The sequence below is a fragment of the Streptomyces prunicolor genome, assembly GCF_045162825.1.
GTDB classification, from domain to species: Bacteria; Actinomycetota; Actinomycetes; order Streptomycetales; family Streptomycetaceae; genus Streptomyces; species Streptomyces prunicolor.
The window spans coordinates 7165884-7187638 of the sequence record NZ_CP108676.1; the positions used below are offsets into that span (position 1 = coordinate 7165884).

The window sequence follows — 21755 nt, forward strand, 5'->3', positions numbered from 1 at the left end:
CGAAAGTTATCCACAGGGTGTGGGGATTCGTCGTACGAATCAAACGCTTGGTGGGGTATCGACACCGAACCGTCCCAGGGGCGGGACTTCCCGCGTGTGCAGAGGGTAACGTCGTGGCGTGCCCGCCGACCCACTGCACAGCGCCGGAAAACCACAGCGCAGTACGACGAGCCAGCCGCCAAGCGGCTCGGGGGCGAGCGCGATCGAGGTCCGCAGGAGTGCGCGTCGGCGCAGAACGGTCTCCGCGTACCGCGAGGGCGATCGCACCGTCGTGCTCATCCCCGCCCGCATGTCCGAGGCGGAGGAGCAGCGCTGGGTCACCGTCATGCTCGACAAGCTGGCCGCCCAGGAAAGCAAACGCGTGCTCGGTGACGCCGAGCTGTCCGAGCGCGCCGAGCGACTGTCGGCCCAGTACTTCGACGGCCGTGCCCGGCCCACCTCTGTGCGCTGGGTGACCAACCAGAACACGCGCTGGGGCTCCTGCACGCCCTCCGAGGGCAGCATCCGTCTCTCGCACCGGCTGCAGGGCATGCCCGAGTACGTCGTCGACTACGTGCTGCTGCACGAGCTGGCGCATCTCCTGGTGCCTGGACACGGGCCGCGGTTCTGGCGGCTCCTGGAGGCGTATCCGCGCACCGAGCGGGCCAAGGGCTACCTCGAAGGCGTGGTCGCGGCCGAGCGGCTGCCCCATCCGCCGGGCGCCCGCGACGAGTGAGGCCCTCTTGTGGGGGATTGTGTACCGGGTCTGTACCGACTTCCTCCGGTGTCAGTGATTGCCGTTAGCCTGGCGCGACTCACTTGCATCGGGATGGGGGACGGTCGTTACGCATGGCCAGGGAATTCCAACGCGGCCACAAGGCCAAGATCAGTGACCTCACCGCGGGCACGGATCTGTACGTAGGTGTGCAGATCACGGGCCCCGGACTGACGTTCGACATCAGCTGCTTCGGCCTCGACGCCGAGGAGCGGCTCTCGGACGACCGGTACTTCGTCTTCTTCAACCAGCCGAAGTCCCCCGAGGAGTCCATCCAGCTCCTGGGTGCCCAGGCGGGCGACTCGGAGTCCTTCCGGGTCACGCTCGACAAGATCCCGCCGCAGATCCACAAGCTCGCTTTCACGGCGACCCTCGACGGCGCCGGGCAGATGTCCCAGATCGCCCCCGGGTATGTCCGTATCGTCGCCGGCGGCGAGGAGGTGGCCCGCTACTCGTTCAACGGTTCGGAGTTCACCACCGAGCGGGCCGTGATGCTGGGCGACTTCTACCTGAAGGACGTCTGGCGGTTCGCGGCCGTCGGCCAGGGCTTCGACGGTGGCCTCGACGCGCTGCTGAAGAACTTCGGCGGCGAGGTCGCGGAGGAGGAGACGCCCGGGCCGCAGCAGGCGCAGCCCGCGCCGCCGCAGTCCGGTGCCGCCCCCGGCTTCGCCCCGCCCGCGTTCGGCGCCCCCGCGGCCCCGGCACCCCAGCCCGTCGCGCAGGGGTACACACCCCCGCCGGCGCCCGCGCCCTCCGTGCATGCCGCGCCGACCATCATCGCGCCCATGACCCCGCCCGGGGTGGGCACGGTGCCGCCCCCGGGTCCCGCGCCCGCGCCCTACGGCCAGAGCCCGCCTCCGCCGCCCGGCTACGCGCAGCCCCAGGCCCCGCACGCGCCGGGCCCGCCGCCCGGTTACGGCCAGCCGACTCCGCCCCCCGGCTACGGTCAGCCACCCGCGCCTCCTGGGTACGGCCAGCAGCCTCCCGCGCCCCCCGGATACGGGCAGGTCCCGGCCCAGGCGGCCGGCTACGGAGTGCCCCAGGGATCTCCCCAGGGCGCCGGTGTGTCGGCCGCGCTGGAGAAGTTCAAGGAGACGCCCACCGGGCAGCGCTGGACGCAGCAGAACAAGAAGCTCATCCGCGTCGACCTCGGCATCGGCGGCCAGCCCGTGCTCGCCCGCCAGGGCAGCATGGTGCTCTACCAGGGCAAGGTCGACTTCGGCTACAAGGGCGCCGGATTCGCCGGACGGCTCGTCGGCAACGCGACCGGCCAGGAGATGCAGCTCATGCGCTGCACGGGCCAGGGCCAGGTGTTCCTCGCCGAGAACTCCACGCATCTGCACCCCGTCGAGCTCCAGGGGGACGCGATCTGCGTCTCCGCCGAGAACGTCCTCGCCTTCGACGAGAGCCTCCAGTACGAGGTCCGGCGCATCGAGGGACACGGCATCCCCGGGGGCGCGCTGTTCACGATGCAGTTCCAGGGGACCGGCACCATCGTCGTGAAGACGCACGGCTCGCCTGTCGTCCTGCCGGTCACGCCGACCACGTTCGCCGACTGCAACGCGGTCGTCGCCTGGTCCGCGGCAGCCCAGGTGATCGTCTCCAGCCAGGTCCGGATGCGCCGCAACGCCTATCCGGGCGACACCGGGGAGAGCGTCAACCTGCAGTTCCGGGCCGCCCCCGGCAACTTCATCGTCGTCCAGCCGTACGAGGTCTGAGGGAGCCCGTCATGAACCAGCCGCTCGCGGGCTACGCCCCCGCACCCGTCACCGCCCGCATGGAGAACCACGGCAACAACATGCTGAAGGTCGCCATGCAGACCGGAAGCGACCTCTTCGCGCGCGTGGGCTCGATGATCGCCTACGAAGGCTTCATCCAGTACGAGCCCAACCCGCCGGCCGTGCGCCAGATCGCGCGCGACTGGATGACCGGCGAGGGCGCACCCCTGATGAAGTGCTCCGGAGACGGACTGCTCTACCTCGCCGACTACGGCGCCGACGTCGTCGTGATCAACCTCAACGGCGACGGCATCTCCGTCAACGCCACCAACCTGCTCGCCTTCGACTCCCACCTCACCTGGGGCGTGGAGCGGGTCAAGGGGCTCGCGAAGTTCGCCGGGCAGGGCCTGTGGAACACCAAGATCACCGGTCAGGGCTGGGTCGCGCTGACCTCCCGCGGCAAGCCGATCGTCGTCGACTGCGGTGGTGGCGAGGACGAGACGTACGTCGACCCGGACGCGCTCGTCGCCTGGTCCCCGAACCTCAAGGTGAAGGGCAAGCGCAGCTTCAAGGCGCAGTCGCTGATCGGCCGCGGCAGCGGCGAGGCCTACCAGATGGCCTTCTCCGGGACGGGCATCGTCGTCGTCCAGCCCAGCGAGGACAGCACCGACCGTCTCCGGTTCCGGGGCTGAGGGGGGAACACGACACCATGCAGAGCCCGCTTTTCGCGTTCAACGACTCGCAGTCCCAGGACCGCTACAGCCTGCAGAACAAGCAGATGCTGCGCATTGTCCTAGAGGGCCACGACGACATCCTCGCCCGCAAGGGCACGATGGTCGCCTACCAGGGGCTCGTCGAGTTCGACGCCGAGTACCAGAACACCCAGCAGGCCTACGCCCGTGCGGCCACCGGCGAGGGCCTCAGCCTGATGCGCTGCCACGGGCAGGGCACGGTCTTCCTCGCCAACCTCGCCCAGCACATCCACGTAGTGGATGTGGAACAGGACGGCCTGACCGTCGACAGCAGCTACGTCCTCGCGATGGACTCCTCGCTGCACCACGAGGTCATCGCCGTGGACAGCCAGTACGGCATCTCCGGCTCCGGGAAGTACCAGCTCAACATCACCGGCCGCGGCAAGGTCGCCCTGATGACCTCGGGCGCACCGCTGATGATGCAGGTCACGCCCGACAAGTACGTCAACTGTGACGCCGACGCGATCGTCGCCTGGTCCACCGGCCTCCGCGTCCAGATGCAGGCCCAGACGCACTCCTCGGGCGTGTGGCGGCGCCGCGGCAACACCGGCGAGGGCTGGGAGCTGAGCTTCATGGGCAGCGGCTACGCGCTCGTCCAGCCCAGCGAACTCCTGCCCCCGCAGAACGCCGCGATCGGCCAGGGCGTCGCCGCCCAGTTCGGCATGGGCCAGCACGGCGCCCACGCCCAGAACCAGGGGAACGCCTGGAGCTGACGGTCCGGAAAACCAACGTAAGGGGCGCCCGCAAGAGTGGGCGCCCCTTACACGTCGTCCCGGGCCTTCACAGCCTGGCGCGCGTCGCCTCCAGCAACCGCACCACCGACTCGTCCGCTACGGCCGCCACCTCGTCGTAGGCGAACCAGCGCAGGTCGAGGGACTCGTCGCTGATCTCCTGGACGGCGCCGGGGGGTGCCAGCACCGCGTACTGGACGTCGTAGTGGCAGTGGCACGGCGGGGGGATCGGGTGCCGGTCCAGGCGGACCGGGCCGCCCGGGAGCAGGGTGAGGCCGGTGATGCCGGACTCCTCCGTGGCCTCGCGCAGCGCTGCCCGCTCCAGGGAGGTGTCCTCCGGCTCGCAGTGGCCCCCCATCTGGAGCCACATCCGCAGCTTCTTGTGCAGGGTCAGCAGGACCCTGCCGTGCTCCGGGTCGATCACCAGGGCGCTCGCCGTCACATGCCCGGCGTGGCAGGACTTCCACATGCCGTCCGGGTGGGCGGCCAGGTGGTCCAGGTAGGCCTGGCGCAGGTCCGTCTGGTCCTCGTAGCTCTTCAGTACGAGGACCGCGTCGTCGTACAGGCTCACTCGGTGTCGTCGTCCTTGGAGTCCTCGTCCTTCGTCAGGTTCGGCTTCTCCGTGGTGCCGCTCGCCGCCTCGCCGAGCATCTTGTCCAGCTCGGAGAAGTCCATCTGCTCGCGGTGCACGAAGCCGTCCGGGTCATCCAGGTCGGAGGCCGTCGGCAGCATGTCGGGGTGGGCCCACAGGCCGTCCCGGCCGTCGACACCGCGCGCGTCCGTGAGCGAGGCCCACAGACGGGAGGCGTCGCGCAGCCGGCGCGGGCGCAGCTCCAGGCCGATCAGCGTGGCGAACGTCTGCTCGGCGGGACCACCCGTCGCGCGACGGCGCCGCAGGGTCTCGCGGAGCGCGTCGGCGGACGTCAGGCGCGGCTTCGCGGCCGCGTGGACCACCGCGTCCACCCAGCCCTCGACGAGCGCCAGAGCCGTCTCCAGACGGGCCAGGGCGGCCTTCTGCTCCGGGGTGTCCTCCGGCTGGAACATGCCCTGCTGGAGGGCGTCCTGCAGCTGCTCCGGGTTCTGCGGGTCGAACTGGCCGACCACGTCCTCCAGCTTGGCGGTGTCGACCTTGATCCCGCGCGCGTACCCGTCGACCGCGCCGTACAGGTGCGAGCGCAGCCACGGCACGTGGGCGAACAGGCGCTGGTGGGCGGCCTCGCGCAGGGCGAGGTAGAGCCGCACCTCCTCCTGCGGGACGCCCAGGTCCTTGCCGAACGCCTCGATGTTCAGCGGCAGCAGCGCGGCCTTGCCGACCGGGCCGATCGGCAGGCCGATGTCGGTCGAGCCGACGACCTCGCCCGCGAGCACGCCCACGGCCTGCCCGATCTGCGTGCCGAACATGGCGCCGCCCATTGAGCGCATCATGCCGATCAGCGGGCCCGCCATGGCCTGCATCTCCTCCGGCAGGACGTCACCCATGGCCGCGCCGACGCGCTCGGCGACCGGGTCCACGAGCTCCTTCCACGCGGGCAGGGTCGCCTCGACCCACTCCGCGCGGGACCAGGCCACGGCGGTGCCGGCGCCGGACGGCAGCGAGGTCGCGTCGTCCAGCCACAGGTCGGCCAGGCGGACGGCCTCCTCGACCGCGGTGCGGTCGGCGGGGCCGATGCTCGCGTCCTTGACGCCGTCCTGGGTGCCCTGGGAGACCGTCTGGCGGGCGATCTGCTTGGCCATGTCCCAGTTCACCGGGCCGCCCTCGTACGAGAGCATCTGGCCCAGCTGCTGGAACGCGGCGCCCAGGTCATTGGGGTTCAGCGAGCCGAACATGGCTGCGAGCGGATTGTCCGCGCCGGGGCCGCCAAAGCCGCCGGCACCGGGCAGGCCGCCAAAACCGAACGGGTTGGCCGGTCCCTGACCACCACCGCTCTCCTGGTCCTTCTTCTTGCCCTCGTCGCCGTCGTCCGGCTCCTCCGGCGGAAGGCCGAATCCGAATGGGGTGTCACTCACGGGATTCCTCGGCTGTTAAGGCCGCCGGTTCTCTCCGACGGCACGACTGCCCTTCAACACCACCCAGCGTAGACACCGCGGGCCGATCGGGCCTCAGTGCTTCGCCGAGACCTGGCCTGCGGCAGGATGGATGCCACCTGGTCCGGACGCGTCACGCGCGTCCGTACTGAAGACAACCGCTGGAGACGCCCGGTGAGTTCCCCAGATCCGCAGGTTCGCGCAGCGCGAAACCACTCAACCAGTCCCGCCGTCCGCGGGCCCGTCGTCGCGGTCACCGGCGCCGCGTCCGGGATCGGGGCGCTGCTGACCGAGCGGCTCGCCGCCTCCGAGGAGATCAAGCAGGTCATCGCCATCGACGAGCGGCGCGGCGAGTGCGCCGCGGCGCAGTGGCACATCCTCGACCTACGGGATCCGGCCATCGCGGAGAAGCTGCGCGGCGCGGACGTCGTCGTCCATCTGGCGCTCGATCTCGATCTGGAGACCGATCCGGCCGCCCGTTCGGCGTACAACGTGCGGGGGACGCAGACCGTGCTGACCGCCGCCGCGGCCGCCGGTGTCCACCGGGTCGTGCTGTGCACCTCGGCGATGGTCTACGGAGCGTTGCCCGACAACGAACTGCCGCTCTCGGAGGACGCCGAGCTGCGCGCCACCGCGGAGGCCACCGGTGTCGGCGACCTCCTGGAGGTCGAGCGCCTCGCGCGGCGCGCGCCCCGGGCGCATCCCGGACTCAATGTCACCGTCGTCCGCCCCGGAGTGCTCGTCGGGGGCACCGACACCGCACTGACCAGGTACTTCGAGTCGCCCCGGCTGCTGGTGGTGGCCGGGTCGCGGCCCGCCTGGCAGTTCTGCCACGTTGAGGACTTGTGCAGCGCCCTGGAGTACGCCGTCCTGGAGAAGGTCGAGGGGGAGCTGGCCGTCGGCTGCGACGGATGGCTGGAGCAGGAGGAGGTCGAGGAGCTCAGCGGAATCCGCCGGATGGAGCTGCCGTCCGCTGTCGCGCTCGGCGCGGCGGCCCGGCTGCACCGGATCGGGCTCACCCCATCCCCGGCCGGCGACCTGGCGTACACGATGTACCCCTGGGTGGTGAGCGGGAGCCGGCTGCACGACGCGGGCTGGCGGCCGCAGTGGACCAATGAGGAAGTGCTGGCCGAGCTGTTGGAGGAGGTCGCCGGGCGGCACACGGTCGTCGGACGACGACTCGGCCGCAAGGACGCCACGGCGGCGGGTGCCGCGGGCGCGACGGTCGCGCTGCTGGGCGCGGCGGCGGTCGTACGACGGGCGCGGAAGGCCCGACGGCGGATCTGAGCGGCGCGATCCGCAGAAAACGCGCGCTCCTGTAGGACGCTCCAAACAGGCACACGCGCGTGCCTGTTGAAAGTGCTATTCCGCGCTGTCGGCGGGGTGCGGCACGATGGAGGCATGGCACCCACGATCGACCATCCCGGTGAGCAGGCCGCGCAGGATCCCATCAAGCTGATCGGGATCCGGGAGACGCCGCTCTCCGTGGACGAGGTCTTCAAGGCCGTGGGGGATGACGCCGCCGGTGGGATGGCACTCTTCGTAGGGACCGTGCGCAATCACGACAGCGGTGCCGATGTCGACGCCCTGGGGTACTCCTGCCACCCCAGCGCCGAGGCGGAGATGCGGCGGATCGCCGAGAAGGTCGTCGCGGACTATCCGGTGCGGGCGCTGGCCGCCGTCCACCGGGTGGGGGATCTCGGCATCGGGGACCTGGCCGTCGTCGTCGGCGTGTCGTGTCCGCACCGGGGCGAGGCCTTCGAGGCGTGCCGGAAGCTGATCGACGACCTCAAGCACGAGGTGCCGATCTGGAAGCACCAGAAGTTCTCCGACGGCACAGATGACTGGGTCGGCGCGTAGCGCCGTCGTTGAGGGGTGGCGGTCGGGCGACGGGAGGGCGGGTCGGCGCCTGTTGATGCGTACTCACGTACTTCTCAGCCGCCCTCCGGTTGCGTAACCGCCCCCCGGGCATGAGCGTTGTCAGTGGGGCTGGCTAATCTGCTGATCAGTCAGTTGAGGTCACTCATGTGGGGTTGGGAGGTCGGCATGGCGGCACTCGCCTGGTTGTTGATTCCGCTGGTGGCTGCGATAGGTGCCGGCCTGTGGGGCAGTTGGGCCAACCGGACCCGCAAGGTACGCAGCGACGGCCCGGAACTGGACGGCTACGCCCGCTTCCGCGAGGCCATGGAGAAGTCCCACTCCGGCACATGATCGGAAGGCGGCCCTGACGGTGCGCTGACAGAAGCGTCCCGTACTGTCGTGCCATGCCACGCCGCACCGCGACGATGCTCGCCTCCACCCTGATGCTGATCGCGCTCCTGTGCGCGGGAGTCCTCATCAACGTCCCGTATGCGGAGATGTCGCCGGGCCCGACGGTGAACACCCTCGGGGACCACGACGGCGAGCCGGTGCTGCAGATCACCGGGCGGAAGACCTACCCGACGACCGGTCACCTGAACATGACGACGGTCCGGGTCACCAGCGCCGACTACAACATGAACCTCATCGAGGCCGTGTACGGCTGGCTCGCCCACGACGACAAGATCGTCCCGCACGACACGCTGTACCCGGACGGCAAGACGGAGCAGCAGTCGACCCAGGAGAACGCCGAGGAGTTCAGCCAGTCCCAGGAGAGCGCCAAGGTCGCCGCCCTGGACCAGCTGGGCGTCCCGGTGAAGTCCTGGGTGATCGTCTCGACGGTCGTCAAGGGCACCCCGGCCGAGAACAAGCTGCACGCCGGTGACGTGATCAAGGCGGTCGACGGTACGACGGTGAAGCAGCCGGACGACGTCGCCAAGTTGGTCACCAAGCACAAGCCGGGCGAGAAGGTCGTGTTCACGATCGTGCCCGCCAAGGAGCAGGCCGCCGCCGTGAAGGCGAACAAGACGGCGACCGCGACGAAGAACATCACGATCACCACCGCGACCTCCGACGACACCGGCACCAAGCGCGCCATCGTCGGCATCTCCGCCGGAACCGATCACACGTTCCCGTTCACCATCGACATCAAGCTCGCCGACGTCGGCGGCCCCAGCGCCGGCCTGATGTTCGCGCTCGGCATCTACGACAAGCTCACCCCGGGCGACCTCACCGGCGGCAAGTTCGTGGCCGGCACCGGCACGATCGACGACGACGGCAAGGTCGGCCCGATCGGCGGCATCTCGATGAAGACGGTCGGCGCGCGCAGCAAGGGCGCCCAGTACTTCCTGACGCCCGCCGACAACTGCGCCGAAGCTGCCAAGGACACCCCCAGCGGTCTCAGGCTCGTCAAGGTCAACACCATCAAGGACGCGATCAGCGACCTGAAGCTGATCAACAGCGGCAAGACCGACGACCTCCCGAAGTGCAGCACCAAGAGCTGAACGACCCCCTTCTTAAGAAGACCTTGCCTACGACTCCGGGGGCGCCCTCACACAGAGGGCGCCCCCGGAGTCGTAGGCAAGGAACTGGAGTCGTACCGGAGTCGTAGCGGACGACGTCAGTCCTCGAAGGTCGCGGACAGGGCCTCGGCGAGGCCGGGGACCAGGGCGCCGCCCGTGAGGACCTCCGTGGGGGAGTCCTTCTCGCGCAGGCGCAGGGCCGAGTCGCGGGTGCCGTCGCGCAGGACCGCGACCGTCATCCGGACCTCCTGGCGGTCGGGGTGCTGGGCGACCCACTGGGTGAGCTTCTTCTCGCTCAGGCCGTCCGGGACGGAGGCCTCGGCGGACGGCGGCAGCATCAGGCGCTCGACCGTGAGCGCGCAGCCGACCACCGCGTCGGGCCAGGCGATCGTGCCGAGGAACTCGTCCAGCGGCTTTCCGGCCGGGATCTCCTCCTGCTCGATCGGGGTGAGACCAGTGGTCTCGGGCTCGTCCCGCAGGCCGAGTTGGGCCGCGAGGCCGGGTTCCTGGGCCCGCAGCCGCGCGGTGTCTACCAGGGCGAAGAGGCGAGCGGGCTGGTCCCAGCCGAGCCCGGCGGCGTACTCGTCGATCTCGAGTACGGCCCGGGTGAGGGGGTTCGCTGCCATGGGAGTGTTGGACATGGTCACAATCCTGCCTCGTTCATGGCCGGAATCGGGAACCGAGTAAACGGTGAGTAAGTTGCATAGGTGTGGGCCCGCGATCACGCGGGGCTACGGAGGGTCCCCGAAACCGGGGACCTGACGCAACGACAGCGACCAACAGCGAACTTCGAGGTGCGCACCTTGGCTTTCCAGATGCCGGACCGCGGCGGAGGCCCGCAAGGGCCGCGGATCAGAGTGGGCCGCCCGTCCCGGCGCGTCCGGACTTTGCTCATGACACTGGGCGTCCTTGCCGTACTCGGCATGGCGTTCACGATGTTCGCGGGCTTCTGGACGGACTGGCTCTGGTACCGGTCGGTGCATTACTCGTCCGTGTTCACGACGACCCTGACGACGAAGATCGGCCTGTTCTTCGTCTTCGGCCTCCTGATGGCGGCCGCGGTCGGTGTGAACATCTGGCTGGCGCACCGCCTGCGCCCGCCACTCAGCGCCATGTCGATGGAGCAGCAGAGCCTCGACCGCTACCGCATGGGCATCGCGCCCTACAAGAAGTGGCTGCTTCTGGCGATCACCGCCCTGGTCGGGCTGATCGCGGGGGCGTCCGCGTCCAGTCAGTGGCGGGTCTGGCTCATGTGGGTCAACGGCGTGCCCTTCCACCAGAAGGACCCGCAGTTCCACCTCGACGTGTCCTTCTACGCGTTCGACCTGCCCTGGTACCGCTTCCTGCTCGGCTTCGGCTTCGCCGCCGCGATCCTCTCGCTGCTCGCCGCCGCGCTGACGCACTACCTGTACGGCGGCCTGCGCATCACCAGCCCGGGCGCGCGCGCCACGGCCGCGGCCACCGGGCATCTGTCGGTGCTGCTCGGCATCTTCGTCGCGCTCAAGGCGGTGGCCTACTGGCTCGACCGGTACGGACTCGCGGTCAAATCCAGCGACTTCAAGGCGACCGGTGACTGGACGGGCCTCAGATACGTCGACGCGAACGCGTATCTGCCGGCCAAGACGATCCTGTTCTGCATCGCCGTCATCTGCGCGCTGCTGTTCTTCGCCACTCTGTGGCGGCGCACCTGGCAGTTGCCGGTCATTGGCTTCGGCCTGATGGTGCTCTCCGCGATCCTCATCGGCGGCCTGTACCCGGCGATCGTCCAGAAGTTCACGGTCCAGCCGAACGAGCAGGCCAAGGAAGCCCCGTACGTCCAGAAGAACCTCAAGGCGACGCGCGAGGCCTACGGCATCGACGACACCAAGGTCACGGAGTACTCGGGCACGAGCACCACCAAGGACAAGACCAAGCTGCGGTCCGACGTCGACTCCACGGCGAGCATCCGCATCGTGGACCCGAACGTCGTGTCGCCCACGTTCCAGCAGCTCCAGCAGATCAGGAACTACTACGCGTTCCCGACCAACCTGGATGTCGACCGCTACAGCGAGGACGGCAAGGACCAGGACACGGTCATCGGTCTGCGTGAGCTGAACCTCAACGGCATTCCGAAGAACAACTGGATCAACGACCACTTCCGTTACACGCACGGCTACGGAGTGGTCGCCGCCAAGGGCACCGAGGTCGACTCCGAGGGCCGCCCGGTCTTCACCGAGTCCGATCTGCCGTCCACGGGTGACCTCGGCAAGTACGAGCAGCAGATCTACTACGGCGAGAAGACCACCACGTACTCGATCGTCGGCGGTCCCCAGAAGGAGATCGACTACTCCGACGACAGCGGTGAGAAGACCACCAGCTACACGGGCAAGAGCGGGGTCAACCTCTCCAACCCGCTCAACCGGGCCGCGTACGCGGTGGCGTTCAACGAGCCGCAGATCCTGTACTCCGGTGCGATCGGCGAGGGTTCGCGGATCCTGTACAACCGCACGCCCAAGGACCGCGTCGAGGCGGTGGCGCCCTGGCTGACCATCGACGGCGACGCCTACCCGGCGGTCGTGGACGGCCGTATCCAGTGGATCGTCGACGCGTACACGACGAGCAACGGATACCCGTACGCCTCGCGTACGACCCTGGGTGACACCACGGCGGACTCGCTGACGGCGACCAACAACAACCGCACGGTGGTGGCCCAGCAGAACCAGGTCAACTACATCCGCAACTCGGTGAAGGCGACCGTCGACGCGTACACCGGCAAGGTCGAGCTCTACCAGTGGGACACCAAGGACCCGGTCCTGAAGACCTGGATGAAGGCGTTCCCGGGCACGGTCGAGCCCAAGAAGGACATCTCGTCCTCGCTGATGGCCCATCTCCGGTACCCGCAGGACCTGTTCAAGGTCCAGCGTGAACTCCTCACCCGCTACCACGTGACGGACGCGCAGACGTTCCTCAGCGGCAGCGAGGTGTGGCAGGTGCCGAACGACCCGACGAACCAGTCCAACAGTGCGGTGCCGCCGTACTACTTGAGCATGAAGATGCCGGACCAGTCCGCGCAGGCCTTCTCGTTGACGACGACGTTCACACCGAACGGCAGAGACAACCTCAGCGCCTTCATGTCGGTCGACTCCGAAGCCGGTACCGCCGACTACGGAAAGATCAGAATCCTGAAGCTGCCGACCAGCACGACCGTCGGCGGACCTAAACAGGTGCAGAGCGCCTTCAACTCCCAACAGGACATCGCCGAATCCATCAAGCTGCTCAAGGGCGGCGACTCCGACATCGAGTACGGCAACCTGCTGACGGTGCCGCTCGACGGGGGACTGCTCTACGTGGAGCCCGTCTACGTACGCGGTGGTGGACTCAAGTACCCGCTCCTGCGCAAGGTGTTGGTGGCCTACGGGAACAAGACCGCCTTCGAGGACACGCTGGACGAGGGGCTCAACAAGGTCTTCGGGGCGGAGAGCAGTACGACCACGCCACCGGACGAGAGCACCAGTCCACCGACATCCGGCAACCCGACGGTCCAGGCGGCGTTGAGCGACGCCCAGAAGGCGTTCGACGCCGGGCAGACGGCGCTTAAGAAGGGCGACTGGGAGGCGTACGGGCAGGCGCAGAAGGATCTTCAGGCCGCGCTGAAGCGGGCCGAGGAAGCGCAGGCCGCCGCAAGCAAGTCCAGCGGCGGCGACAAGAGCAGCGCGAGTCCCAGCAGCAGTCCGAGCAGTAGTCCCAGTGCGTCGAGCAGCCCGAGCAGTTCGAGTGGTTAGCGCAGCTCAGGCGGCAGTTGATCACTAGGTCGGAGGTCCGTCCCGCGCCGTGGTACGGTTGCAACACAACGGCGCGGGGTGGAGCAGCTCGGTAGCTCGCTGGGCTCATAACCCAGAGGTCGCAGGTTCAAATCCTGTCCCCGCTACTGATCGCGAAGGCCCGGATCCTCTAAGGATCCGGGCCTTCGCGCTGTGCGAACGCATGTGCCGACGAGGGTGACGGCCGTGCCGCCGGGGGGACTTGGTGAAACCGTGTTTGTGTTGTCTCTCTGTGGGCATGTCGACAAAACGCTGTAGAGACCTCACTGGCTGCGGTATACCAGGTGTACCCAGGTTGCAGGTGGTGCGACGATGGACGTTATGGGGGACAAGGCAACTCTGTTGGATACAGGGCGTTTTGTGCAGCCTTCCGACCGGGACGAGACCGGTGACGGGGAGGCTGTCGACGAGGCACGTACACGGCTCGCCGCGCAGGCCGGCGACGTCGAGGCGACGAGTGTCCTCGGAGCGATGCTGCTGCGCCGCGGTGATCTCGACGGAGCCGAGCCCCTGCTGCGTGCCGCCACCTCCGAGGGCGACCGGGCCGCGGCCAACAACCTCGGCGTCCTCCTGCACCAGCGCGGATACACCGACGACGCCGCCGGCTGGTGGCGGATCGCGGCCGTAGCGGGGTCCGCGGCCGCCGCGCACGCGCTCGGCCGGTACCACCGTGAGCGCGGCGACGAGCCCGCCGCCGAGTACTGGCTGCGCCAGTCCGCCGAACAGGGTCACGCGCTGGGCGCGTACGCCCTCGCCGATCTGCTGGAGCACCGCGGGGACGCCCTGGCCGAGCAGTGGATGCGCTCCGCCGCCGAGCGCGGGCACCGCGAGGCCGCGTACCGGCTGGCGCGGGCACTCGATCGCCGTAGGCCGCACGAGGACGAGTACGAGTACGACGGTGGGGCTGACAACGGTGTCGCCTCGGCCTCCGGAACCTCTGATTCCGCCGGGGATCCCGGGAACGAGGCCGAGCAGTGGTACCGGCAGGCCGCCGCGCGTGGGCATCAGCGGGCCGCGCTGCAACTCGGGGCGATCCTGGAGAAGCGGGGCGAGCTCAAGGAGGCCGGGCGCTGGTATCTGACGTCCGCCAAGGACGGGGAGGCGCGGGCCGCCTGTGCGCTCGGGTTCCTGCTGCGCGACGCCGGCGACACCGAGAGCGCCGCCGTGTGGTGGCTCCGTGCCGCCCAGGACGGTGACGGCAACGCGGCCAACGCGCTGGGCGCGCTGCACGCCGAGCGCGGCGAGACACAGACCGCCGAGCGGTGGTACCGGGCCGCGATGGACGCCGGGGATGTGAACGGCGCTTACAACCTCGGGCTGTTGTGTGCCGAGCAGGCGCGCACCGCGCAGGCCGAGCAGTGGTACCGGCGGGCTGCCTACGCAGGGCACCGGGAGGCCGCCAACGCGCTGGCCGTGCTGCTGCTTCAGGGCGGCGACGCGACCGGGGCCGAGCCGTGGTTCTCCAAGGCGGCCGAGGCCGGGAGCGTGGACGCGGCGTTCAACCTCGGGATTCTCTTCGCCGGGCGCGGTGAGGAGGGCGTTGCGCTGCCCTGGTACGAGCGGGCCGCTGCTGCCGGGCATACGGAGGCGGCGTTGCAGGTCGGGATCGCTCGGCTGCGGGACGGGGACGAGCGGGAGGCCGAGCGGCATCTGCGGTGCGCCGCGGGTGGGGGGAGTGCGGAGGCGGCTTACCGTTTGGCCTCGGTGCTTGATGCTCGGCGGCCGCCTGCGCCCGCGCATGAGTTGGGTGAGCAGGTGCATGAGAAGACCGAGTGCGAGGAGTGGTACGAGCGGGCGGCTTCTCAGGGGCATCGGCGGGCGCAGGTTCGGGTCGGGATGCTGGCCGCTGCGCGGGGCGATGTCGTCGAGGCGGCTCGGTGGTATCGGGAGGCTGCCGAGGCCGGGTCGCGCAACGGGGCTTTCAACCTGGGGCTGTTGCTGGCCCGGGAGGGGAGTGAGCCGGAGGCTGCGGTGTGGTGGGCTCGGGCCGCTGATGCGGGGCACGGGCGGGCTGCGCTGCGATTGGCTCTGGTTTACGCGCGTCGCGGTGAGCTGGCGGAGGGGCAGCGGTGGGCTGATCGGGCGGTGACGCTTGGGCCTCGGGAGGTTTCTGAGCGGGCGGCTCGGTTGCGGGATGCGTTGCGGCAGGAGCTGACGGCGTAGTTTTCGCCCCCGCCGCCCCTACCCGTCCCATCCCTGGGGGCTGCCGCCCCCAGACCCCCGCTTCGGCCTGAACGGCCTCGTCCTCAAACGCCGGACGGGCTGGATGCAGCTGACCTGGGTTGATAAGCGATTTGCTTCTGTCCGCCCGTCTGGCGTACGGTTGCAACACAACGGCGCGGGGTGGAGCAGCTCGGTAGCTCGCTGGGCTCATAACCCAGAGGTCGCAGGTTCAAATCCTGTCCCCGCTACTGAAGGCCGAGGGCCGGAATCCGAAAGGGTTCCGGCCCTCGGTGTTTCTACGGCTGGTGGCCCACCGCCTCCTCGTACAGGGAGCGGTCCACCGTTCTGGATTCCGGCAGTGCGGCCCCCTTTGACACGTCCGCCGCCTTGTACGCGGCCTGCAACCGCGTCGTCGTGCCCGCGCGGATCTCCCAGTCCATGCTGAGGGACGGGGTTGATCTCAGGACCGCCTCGTCCGTCTTCAGGAGTTTCGCCAGGTAGGCGACGAAGGACGGGTCCTTCTTGTAGTCGCCGGCGAAGTACGTGTTCACCGTGCGGATGTAGGCGCGGAGGAGGGCCACGCCGGCGCCCACGTCGTCGTTCAGGAGGCTGGGGCCGTACAGCATGCCGCCCAGGGGCTCGCCCCGTGGTTGGCCGCCCAGGAAGGCGTACTGGGGGTTGTCGTCGACCTTGCGCCAGACCGGGTCCAGGAGCCAGGCGGAGTCGACGCCGCCGTTCTGGAGGGCGGTGAGGACGTCGGCCGAGCCGAGTTGCTGGTACTGGATCTTGTCCAGGCCGCCGCCGTGGGTCGCGAGAGCCTTCTGCATGGGGTACGCGATCACCGAGCCCTTGCCGATCATCGTGCCCATCCTGCGGCCCGCCATCCGGACGTCGGCCGCCGCCTCGCCCTTCTTCAGCTTCACCCACAGGCCGCTCTTCGACTCGGGGTCGGGCGAGAAGTTCCCGGCGACCCACTTGATGTCGAAACCGCCCTTGACGCCGTTCATGACGGCCGCCTCCGGAGCCGCCCACATCGCGTCGATGTCCCCCTTGGCCAGCAGCGGGAGCGCGTCCGGTGTCGGGAGCACCTTGAGCGTGACGTCCAGGCCCTCCTTCTTGAACTCGCCCTTGTCGACGGCGACTTCGAGCGGGGCCACGTACTCCGCGCTCAGCGTTCCCGTCGCGATCGTCAACTTCCTTGTTTTGGCCAGGGGTTGGGGGGAGGGGGTGAGGGGCCGGCAGCGGGCCGGGGCGCGGGTGGGGGAGAGGTCCGCCGGGTCCGTCCAGGACGACTTGCCGCAGCCGTCCACCGGTTTGACGGTGCGGGTGTCCACCGTGGTGCTCGACGACTCGGTGCCTCCCGCGTACTTCGACGAACAGCCCGCCGACGCCAGCACCGCCGCGACGACGACCGCCACACCGTACGCACGCCGTCTCACGACTGCCCCCGTCCGCGGTCCCGCGGTGCCCACGGGGTGAGCAACCGGCCTGCCACCCGCACCAGTTCGGAGAAGACGACGCCCAGGACCGCGACGCACACGATGCCCACGAACATCACGTCGTTCTCGAACAGCGCGCGGGAGTCGAAGATCAGGTGGCCCAGGCCGTTCGTCGCCGCGATCTGTTCCGAGGCGACGATGACCAGGACGGCCACGCCCGCCGCGATCCGCGCGCCCACCAGGACCGCGGGGAGCGAGGCGGGCAGGAGGACGTGGCGGAACATCTGCCACGGGGTGGCGCCGAAGACCCGGCCCGCGTCGCGGTGGCCGGAGGGGATCGCGAGGACCGCCGACATCGTCGAGATCCACACGAAGAAGAAGACCGTGGCGGCCACCAGAGCTATCTGTGGGCCTTCGCCCAGGCCGAACATGTTCAGGAAGACGGGCAGCAGGGCCAGTTTCGGTACGACGTACAGGGCGTCCAACAGCGGTTCCAGCGCGGCCCGGACGAGGGTGAGGGAGCCCATCAGCAGGCCCAGGGCGTAGCCGGCCGCCGTGCCGATCGCGTAGCCGCCGAGGACGCGCCGGGTGGTGGCCCACACGTCCGGCCACAGGTCGCCCGCGGTGGCCCGGTCCCAGCCGTCGGAGAAGATCGTGGACGGCGCCGGGTAGACGCGGGGGTCGATCCAGCCCTGGGTGGCGGCCAGTTGCCACCACAGGACCAGGGCGAGGGGTACGGCGACGGCGAGGGACAGTTCCAGCGCGCGCCGGCGCCGGTGGGTGCGTACGGGATGGAGTTCGTGCGGGCCGGGGCGACGGACCAGGACCGATTCCTCGCGGCCGGGGGCGATCGTGGTCATGCGGGTACCGCCTCCTTGCGCAGCAGCTCCCACAACTCGCCCTTCAGGGCGGTGAATTCGGGGGTGTCGCGGATGTCGCCGGTGCGTGGGCGGGGGAACGGCGGACGGTGTTCGGCGATGATCCTGCCCGGGCGCGCGGACATCACCAGCACACGGTCACCGAGCACGAGCGCCTCCTCCAGACTGTGTGTGATGAAGAGGGTGGTGGTGTGCAACGTCTGTGTGAGGTCGAGGAGTTCGTCCTGGAGGATTGTGCGGAGCTGGGCGTCCAGGGCGGCGAACGGCTCGTCCATCAGCAGGAGTTCGGGTTCTACGGCGAGTGCGCGGGCGATGGCGACGCGTTGCCGCATCCCGCCGGAGAGGGTCGCGGGGTAGGCGTGCGCGAAGTCGGCGAGGCCCATGCGGGTCAGCCACTCGTCGGCGCGGGCGTTGGCCGTGCGGCGCGGGACGCGCTGGATGTCCAGACCGAAGCGGACGTTGGCGCGGACCGACTTCCAGTCGTAGATGCCGTAGTCCTGGAAGATCATGGCCGCCGGGCGGGGGCTCCGTGTGCGGATCTCCAGGGTGCCGGTGCTCGGGCGCAGTAGGCCCGCGGCGATGCGGAGGAGGGTGGATTTGCCGCAACCCGATGGGCCCACCAGGCAGACGAACTCGCCCGGGGCGACGGTGAGTTCGAGCGGACCGAGGGCATGGACCTGGTGCGGGGCGCGGCCGAAGGTGCGGGTCAGCTGGGTGGCGTGGAGTTTTGGGTGCGGGTCTCCCACGGGTGCTCCTTGCGGAGGGCGGTACGTCTGTCTGTCTCTACGGGTGGGGGTGCCGCACGACGATATGACGGACCGTCAGATTCGGGAAGCCTGCACGCAGCACAAAGCCCCGGCGTCCGTGTCGAACGGATACCGGGGCCTGTGAAGGGACTTGCTACGCGCTCGCGCAGTTCGGGCAGAGCCCGCGGTAGGTCACCTCGACGTCCGAGACAGTGAAGCCGAAGCGCTCCGAGTCGGGGAGGTCGGCGAGGGGGTTGCCGCCCGGGTGGACGTCACGGATCTGGCCGCAGTTGGCGCAGACCAGGTGGTGGTGCGGGCTGTGCGCGTTCGGGTCGTAGCGTTTGGCTCGCTTGTCCGTGGCGACTTCCAGGACCTCGCCGAGCGAGACCAGTTCGCCCAGCGTGTTGTAGACCGTCGCCCGGGAGATCTCGGGCAGCTTGGCCACGGCGCGGGAGTGGACCTCGTCGGCGGTCAGATGCACATGGTCGCCGTCGAGTACTTCGGCCACGACGCGCCGCTGTGCGGTCATCCGCCATCCGCGTCCGCGCAGCCGCTCCAGAAGGTCACTCATGCCGGTCAGCTTAACAGCAGGCTGACCAGTTCCCGAATAGGTGTGACTTTGGAGGGCTGCTGGACTTGGACTGAGTCCAACTGTGACTCCGCCCGGTTTCAGGCGGGAACCTGCTGTCGTACGGGTGCCCAGCAGCGGATGATGTCGCGGACCGAGACGATGCCGGCCGGTTCGGAGCGGTCGAGGACGATGAGATGGCGGAAACCGCCGTGGGCCATCGCGCTCGCCGCGTCCTCCAGGGTCCAGGCCGGGGTGGCGAAGACGACGTCGGTGGTGGTGTGGGCGTGGGCGCGCTCGGTGTCCGGGTCCTGGCCCCGGCCCAGCGAGTTGAGGATGTCGCGTTCGGTGAGGATGCCGATGCCGCCGGCGTCCGGGTCGAGGACCACGGCCGCGCCGACATGGCGGGAGGACATCAGGGCGGCTGCCTGGCGGAGGGTGTGGGCGGGGCCGATGGTGAGGACCACCGTGCTCATGGCGTCGCGGACCAACATGGATTGCGGCAAAGGGTGCGGGTGCGGCATGGGATGAGGTCACCTCCTGGGGAATCCGTGTCGCTACGCGGACCTCGGGCCGTCGCTTGCCGGGCCGGGTCCGTTAGTTACCGGATTCACAAGTTCACAAGTGGGGGCGCTCTCAGAGTCGCAGGTAAAGCACGGGTCAACAAGAGGGCGCGCGCGGCCGGTTGGGGGCGTGTGCGGGCGTCCCGTGGTGCTCAGTAGCGCATGTTGAGGTAGCCCAGGAACTCGTCGTGCAGGATGCCGTTCGACGCGGCCGCGTTGCCGCTGTGCGGGCCCGGGCGGCCGTCGAGGCCCGTGAAGGTGCCGCCCGCCTCGGTGACGATGATCGCGGTCGCCGCCATGTCCCAGAGGGAGAGCTCCGGTTCGGCGCAGATGTCGACCGAGCCCTCGGCGACCATCATGTACGGCCAGAAGTCGCCGTACGCGCGCGTGCGCCACACCTCACGGGTGAGGTCCAGGAAGCCGCCAAGCCGTCCCTGGTCCTCCCAGCCGGTGAGCGAGGAGTACGCGAAGGAGGCGTCCGTCAGCTTCGAGACCTGGGAGACGCGCAGCCGGGACGCGGAGGACAGGCTGCGGCCGGTGTAGGCGCCGTGGCCCTTGGCGGCCCACCAGCGGCGGCCGAGCGCGGGCGCGGAGACCAGGCCGACGACCGGCTGGTAACCGCCCTCCGCCGCCTCCGTCAGGGAGATCAGCGTGGCCCACACCGGGACTCCGCGTACGTAGTTCTTGGTGCCGTCGATCGGGTCGATCACCCAGCGGCGCGGGCCGGTGCCCTCGATGCCGAACTCCTCGCCGAGGACCGCGTCACGCGGGCGTGCGCGCTGCAGATGACCGCGGATGACTTCCTCGGCCGCCTTGTCCGCCTCGGTCACCGGAGTCATGTCCGGCTTGGTCTCGACCTTGAGGTCGAGCGCCTTGAACCGCGCGGTCGTCGCGGCGTCGGCGGCGTCCGCGAGGACGTGGGCGAGGCGCAGGTCATCGTGATAGTCGGCCATGCGTGAACCGTATCTTCAGGGGTCGCGCCGGGGCTACAGGGTCCGGTGGGCGAAACGGGAGGTGGACGGGAGGTCGGGGACCCCGGGGAGATCATCAAGAGGGAACCTCCGCTCCGGCCCTCGCCCGGATCCCGCCCCGACCCCGCCCCAACTCCCGCGCGCAATGGCCGAAGTGCGCCCCCTGGCGCCGCCGCGAACCCTTGACAGTGCCCCCGCGCGCGTCAAATCTGGGCGCAGAGCCGCTCGCCCCAGGGAGGCGAATGATGCCTGCAGCGCGGGAATCCCTGCTGGACGCCGCCTATACGGCGCTGGCACGCCGGTCGTGGTCCACCGTACGGATGGTGGACGTGGCCGCCGCCGCCGGAGTGTCCCGGCAGACGCTGTACAACGAGTTCGGGAGCAAGGAGGGGCTCGCGCGGGCGCTGGTCAGAAGGGAGGCCGACGGGTATCTCGTCGGCGTCGACCGGGCGCTCGGCGCCCATGTGGACGCCCGCGAGCGGCTGACCGCGACCGCCGAGTGGACCACCTCCGCGGCCCGCGAGAACGCGCTGGTACGGGCGATGCTCACCGGCTGCTGGAGCGAACGGCTGCCCTCGCCGACCCTGTCCGCGGTGCTGTCCTCCTCCGCCGTACCGGCACAGCGCCGGGCCGACGGGCCGCTGCCCTCACCCGGTGACTTCGTGGCCGTCGTCCGCGACCGTGCGGTGGCCGCGCTCGCCGGACCCGGGGCTGCCAAGCCGGACACCGCCGACCTGGCACGGTCCTGCGAACTCGTCGTACGGCTGGCGCTGTCCTGTGTGGCGGCGCCGCCGGGGGAGGGAGGCGTGAGCGAACTGGTGCGCAGCGCGCTGGGCCCGCCTAAATAAATGGCCCGCCTCAACAGAAGCCTGCCTCAACAGATGCCCGCCCCGACAGATTCAGTGCGCGGAACCGGACAGCTGGAGCCCGATGACCCCGACGATGACGAGGCTGATCGACACGAGCTTCAGCGTCGACACCAGGTCGCCGAGGAAGACCATGCCGTAGATCGCGGTGCCGGCCGCGCCGATGCCGGTCCACACGGCGTAGGCGGGGCCCACGTCGAGTTTCTTCAGGGCGAGGGTCAGCAGGCCGAAGCTGCCCAGTGCGAAGGAGCAGAAGGCGACCGTCGGCCACAGGCGCGTGAAGCCGTGGGACAGCTTCAGGCACACGGCGAACCCGGTCTCCAGAATTCCGGCCACGACAACCAGCAGCCACGCCATTGTGCTGTCCTCCCGTTTGTCCGGCTCGGTGCGATTATGCACTT

Annotated in this window: 21 protein-coding genes and 2 tRNA genes; 13 read left to right on the top strand and 10 right to left on the bottom strand. The window is 69.6% G+C overall.

Features of this window, described 5'->3' with window-relative positions; translation table 11 throughout:
* Positions 1-118: 118 nt before the first annotated feature.
* From OG588_RS33090 to OG588_RS33105, 4 genes are all read left to right on the top strand, one after another.
* Entirely contained in the window at positions 119-715 is a 597-nt protein-coding gene (locus tag OG588_RS33090) for a M48 family metallopeptidase (protein WP_043258340.1), read from the top strand.
* Between the two features lie 113 nt (positions 716-828).
* On the top strand, positions 829-2472 hold the full coding sequence (locus tag OG588_RS33095; RefSeq protein WP_405950449.1) for a TerD family protein: 1644 nt from the start codon (positions 829-831) through the stop codon (positions 2470-2472).
* An 11-nt stretch (positions 2473-2483) separates the two neighbouring features.
* Positions 2484-3164: an AIM24 family protein gene (locus OG588_RS33100; RefSeq protein WP_405950450.1), complete on the top strand. Its 681-nt coding sequence runs from the start codon at positions 2484-2486 to the stop codon at positions 3162-3164.
* Between the two features lie 17 nt (positions 3165-3181).
* Positions 3182-3937 carry an AIM24 family protein gene (locus OG588_RS33105; protein WP_318018716.1) on the top strand — a complete coding sequence of 252 codons (756 nt, stop codon included), beginning with the start codon at positions 3182-3184 and terminating at the stop codon, positions 3935-3937.
* A gap of 67 nt (positions 3938-4004) precedes the next feature.
* Here OG588_RS33105 and OG588_RS33110 read toward each other — a convergent pair whose 3' ends face one another.
* The gene (locus OG588_RS33110; RefSeq protein ID WP_405950451.1) at positions 4005-4526 is read right to left on the bottom strand and encodes an NUDIX hydrolase; all 522 of its coding nucleotides are present in this window, start codon (positions 4524-4526) and stop codon (positions 4005-4007) included.
* A complete protein-coding gene (locus OG588_RS33115; protein ID WP_405950452.1) occupies positions 4523-5962 on the bottom strand; it encodes a zinc-dependent metalloprotease in 1440 nt (479 codons plus the stop codon). Before OG588_RS33115 ends, OG588_RS33110 begins: the two co-directional genes overlap by 4 nt.
* A 192-nt stretch (positions 5963-6154) precedes the next feature.
* Here OG588_RS33115 and OG588_RS33120 point away from each other — a divergent pair, with 192 nt between their 5' ends.
* The 4 genes from OG588_RS33120 to OG588_RS33135 all read left to right on the top strand — a co-directional run bounded on the left by OG588_RS33120 (position 6155) and on the right by OG588_RS33135 (position 9342).
* The gene (locus OG588_RS33120) at positions 6155-7267 is read left to right on the top strand and encodes an SDR family oxidoreductase (RefSeq protein WP_405950453.1); all 1113 of its coding nucleotides are present in this window, start codon (positions 6155-6157) and stop codon (positions 7265-7267) included.
* Positions 7268-7381: 114 nt separating this feature from the next.
* Positions 7382-7840 carry a molybdenum cofactor biosynthesis protein MoaE gene (locus tag OG588_RS33125; RefSeq protein WP_405950454.1) on the top strand — a complete coding sequence of 153 codons (459 nt, stop codon included), beginning with the start codon at positions 7382-7384 and terminating at the stop codon, positions 7838-7840.
* Positions 7841-8026: 186 nt separating this feature from the next.
* Positions 8027-8191, top strand: coding sequence for a hypothetical protein (locus OG588_RS33130; RefSeq protein WP_169389425.1), 165 nt, complete (start codon positions 8027-8029; stop codon positions 8189-8191).
* A 53-nt stretch (positions 8192-8244) separates the two neighbouring features.
* Entirely contained in the window at positions 8245-9342 is a 1098-nt protein-coding gene (locus tag OG588_RS33135; protein ID WP_317775606.1) for a PDZ domain-containing protein, read from the top strand.
* 116 nt (positions 9343-9458) lie between these two features.
* Here the strand turns inward: OG588_RS33135 and OG588_RS33140 are convergent, their stop codons facing one another.
* Complete coding sequence (locus OG588_RS33140) at positions 9459-10001, bottom strand: PPA1309 family protein (protein ID WP_405950455.1); 543 nt, start codon at positions 9999-10001, stop codon at positions 9459-9461.
* 174 nt (positions 10002-10175) lie between these two features.
* On the opposite strand from OG588_RS33140, the gene OG588_RS33145 reads away from it, so the two are divergent.
* The 4 genes from OG588_RS33145 (at position 10176) to OG588_RS33160 (ending at position 15571) form a co-directional block, all read left to right on the top strand.
* Positions 10176-13121 (top strand): UPF0182 family protein, encoded by a 2946-nt coding sequence (locus OG588_RS33145; protein ID WP_405953271.1) that lies wholly within the window; start codon positions 10176-10178, stop codon positions 13119-13121.
* A gap of 72 nt (positions 13122-13193) precedes the next feature.
* A tRNA-Met gene (locus tag OG588_RS33150) sits at positions 13194-13267 on the top strand.
* Between the two features lie 205 nt (positions 13268-13472).
* The gene (locus OG588_RS33155) at positions 13473-15323 is read left to right on the top strand and encodes a tetratricopeptide repeat protein (RefSeq protein ID WP_405950456.1); all 1851 of its coding nucleotides are present in this window, start codon (positions 13473-13475) and stop codon (positions 15321-15323) included.
* Positions 15324-15497: 174 nt separating this feature from the next.
* Positions 15498-15571: transfer RNA gene (locus OG588_RS33160), tRNA-Met, on the top strand.
* Positions 15572-15619: 48 nt separating this feature from the next.
* On the opposite strand, the gene OG588_RS33165 is transcribed toward OG588_RS33160, so the two are convergent.
* The 6 genes from OG588_RS33165 to hisN all read right to left on the bottom strand — a co-directional run bounded on the left by OG588_RS33165 (position 15620) and on the right by hisN (position 20470).
* Positions 15620-16762 (bottom strand): ABC transporter substrate-binding protein, encoded by a 1143-nt coding sequence (locus tag OG588_RS33165; RefSeq protein ID WP_405950457.1) that lies wholly within the window; start codon positions 16760-16762, stop codon positions 15620-15622.
* Positions 16759-17622: an ABC transporter permease gene (locus OG588_RS33170; RefSeq protein WP_405950458.1), complete on the bottom strand. Its 864-nt coding sequence runs from the start codon at positions 17620-17622 to the stop codon at positions 16759-16761. Before OG588_RS33170 ends, OG588_RS33165 begins: the two co-directional genes overlap by 4 nt.
* The gene (locus tag OG588_RS33175) at positions 17619-18386 is read right to left on the bottom strand and encodes an ABC transporter ATP-binding protein (RefSeq protein WP_405950459.1); all 768 of its coding nucleotides are present in this window, start codon (positions 18384-18386) and stop codon (positions 17619-17621) included. The genes OG588_RS33170 and OG588_RS33175 overlap by 4 nt, the downstream gene beginning before the upstream one ends.
* Before the next feature lie 154 nt (positions 18387-18540).
* Entirely contained in the window at positions 18541-18957 is a 417-nt protein-coding gene (locus OG588_RS33180; protein WP_200689012.1) for a Fur family transcriptional regulator, read from the bottom strand.
* Between the two features lie 98 nt (positions 18958-19055).
* Complete coding sequence (locus OG588_RS33185; protein WP_405950460.1) at positions 19056-19448, bottom strand: cyclic nucleotide-binding/CBS domain-containing protein; 393 nt, start codon at positions 19446-19448, stop codon at positions 19056-19058.
* A gap of 221 nt (positions 19449-19669) precedes the next feature.
* A complete protein-coding gene (gene hisN / locus OG588_RS33190; protein WP_019058317.1) occupies positions 19670-20470 on the bottom strand; it encodes a histidinol-phosphatase in 801 nt (266 codons plus the stop codon).
* A 260-nt stretch (positions 20471-20730) separates the two neighbouring features.
* On the opposite strand from hisN, the gene OG588_RS33195 reads away from it, so the two are divergent.
* Positions 20731-21336, top strand: coding sequence for a TetR/AcrR family transcriptional regulator (locus OG588_RS33195; RefSeq protein ID WP_405950461.1), 606 nt, complete (start codon positions 20731-20733; stop codon positions 21334-21336).
* A 51-nt stretch (positions 21337-21387) separates the two neighbouring features.
* Here OG588_RS33195 and OG588_RS33200 read toward each other — a convergent pair whose 3' ends face one another.
* Complete coding sequence (locus OG588_RS33200) at positions 21388-21711, bottom strand: multidrug efflux SMR transporter (RefSeq protein WP_366095685.1); 324 nt, start codon at positions 21709-21711, stop codon at positions 21388-21390.
* Positions 21712-21755 lie beyond the last annotated feature (44 nt).

Bases quoted from the DNA above. Each gene is read 5' to 3' on its own strand.
- OG588_RS33095 (WP_405950449.1), top strand. From the start codon at position 829: ATGGCCAGGGAATTCCAACGCGGCCACAAGGCCAAGATCAGTGACCTC.
- OG588_RS33100 (WP_405950450.1), top strand. From the start codon at position 2,484: ATGAACCAGCCGCTCGCGGGCTACGCCCCCGCACCCGTCACCGCCCGC.
- OG588_RS33105 (WP_318018716.1), top strand. From the start codon at position 3,182: ATGCAGAGCCCGCTTTTCGCGTTCAACGACTCGCAGTCCCAGGACCGC.
- OG588_RS33125 (WP_405950454.1), top strand. From the start codon at position 7,382: ATGGCACCCACGATCGACCATCCCGGTGAGCAGGCCGCGCAGGATCCC.
- OG588_RS33130 (WP_169389425.1), top strand. From the start codon at position 8,027: ATGGCGGCACTCGCCTGGTTGTTGATTCCGCTGGTGGCTGCGATAGGT.
- OG588_RS33135 (WP_317775606.1), top strand. From the start codon at position 8,245: ATGCCACGCCGCACCGCGACGATGCTCGCCTCCACCCTGATGCTGATC.
- OG588_RS33140 (WP_405950455.1), bottom strand. From the start codon at position 10,001: ATGTCCAACACTCCCATGGCAGCGAACCCCCTCACCCGGGCCGTACTC.
- OG588_RS33145 (WP_405953271.1), top strand. From the start codon at position 10,176: ATGCCGGACCGCGGCGGAGGCCCGCAAGGGCCGCGGATCAGAGTGGGC.
- OG588_RS33155 (WP_405950456.1), top strand. From the start codon at position 13,473: ATGGACGTTATGGGGGACAAGGCAACTCTGTTGGATACAGGGCGTTTT.
- OG588_RS33170 (WP_405950458.1), bottom strand. From the start codon at position 17,622: ATGACCACGATCGCCCCCGGCCGCGAGGAATCGGTCCTGGTCCGTCGC.
- OG588_RS33180 (WP_200689012.1), bottom strand. From the start codon at position 18,957: ATGAGTGACCTTCTGGAGCGGCTGCGCGGACGCGGATGGCGGATGACC.
- OG588_RS33185 (WP_405950460.1), bottom strand. From the start codon at position 19,448: ATGTTGGTCCGCGACGCCATGAGCACGGTGGTCCTCACCATCGGCCCC.
- hisN (WP_019058317.1), bottom strand. From the start codon at position 20,470: ATGGCCGACTATCACGATGACCTGCGCCTCGCCCACGTCCTCGCGGAC.
- OG588_RS33195 (WP_405950461.1), top strand. From the start codon at position 20,731: ATGATGCCTGCAGCGCGGGAATCCCTGCTGGACGCCGCCTATACGGCG.
- OG588_RS33200 (WP_366095685.1), bottom strand. From the start codon at position 21,711: ATGGCGTGGCTGCTGGTTGTCGTGGCCGGAATTCTGGAGACCGGGTTC.